We start from the raw sequence: 355 nt of genomic DNA on the forward strand, positions 1-355 counted from the left end.
GAGATAGGTCGCGTCGATCATGATTGTCTTTGGCGTGGCGCTCGCAGCGGCAAGTCCTTCCATCATGCGCAGGAACACGCCTCTCTCGCCCCACCGCTTCCAACGGTTGTAGAAGGTCTTGTGCGGTCCGTACTCCTTGGGCGCATCGCACCAGCACATCCCGTTGCGGTTTACGAAAACGATGCCGCTCAACACCCGCCGATCATCGACCCGGGGCTTGCCGTGGCTCTTGGGAAAGTACGGCTCCAGCCGCGCCATCTGCTCGTCGGTCAGCCAATACAGGTCGCTCATCGCCAGTCTCCTCGTAGAGCCTGAATCAGATCGCGCCTCTCACATCAATGGGTCCTGACCCTAG

Annotated in this window: 1 protein-coding gene; it reads right to left on the minus strand. The window is 60.3% G+C overall.

What is annotated here, in order from left to right:
* Positions 1–291, minus strand: a 291-nt coding sequence (locus L8G49_RS20925) for a transposase (RefSeq protein ID WP_242187963.1), incomplete at its 3' end; no start/stop codon positions are given.
* Positions 292–355 lie beyond the last annotated feature (64 nt).

The sequence above is a fragment of the Sphingomonas sp. CARO-RG-8B-R24-01 genome (assembly GCF_022662295.1).
Taxonomy (GTDB): domain Bacteria; phylum Pseudomonadota; class Alphaproteobacteria; order Sphingomonadales; family Sphingomonadaceae; genus Sphingomonas.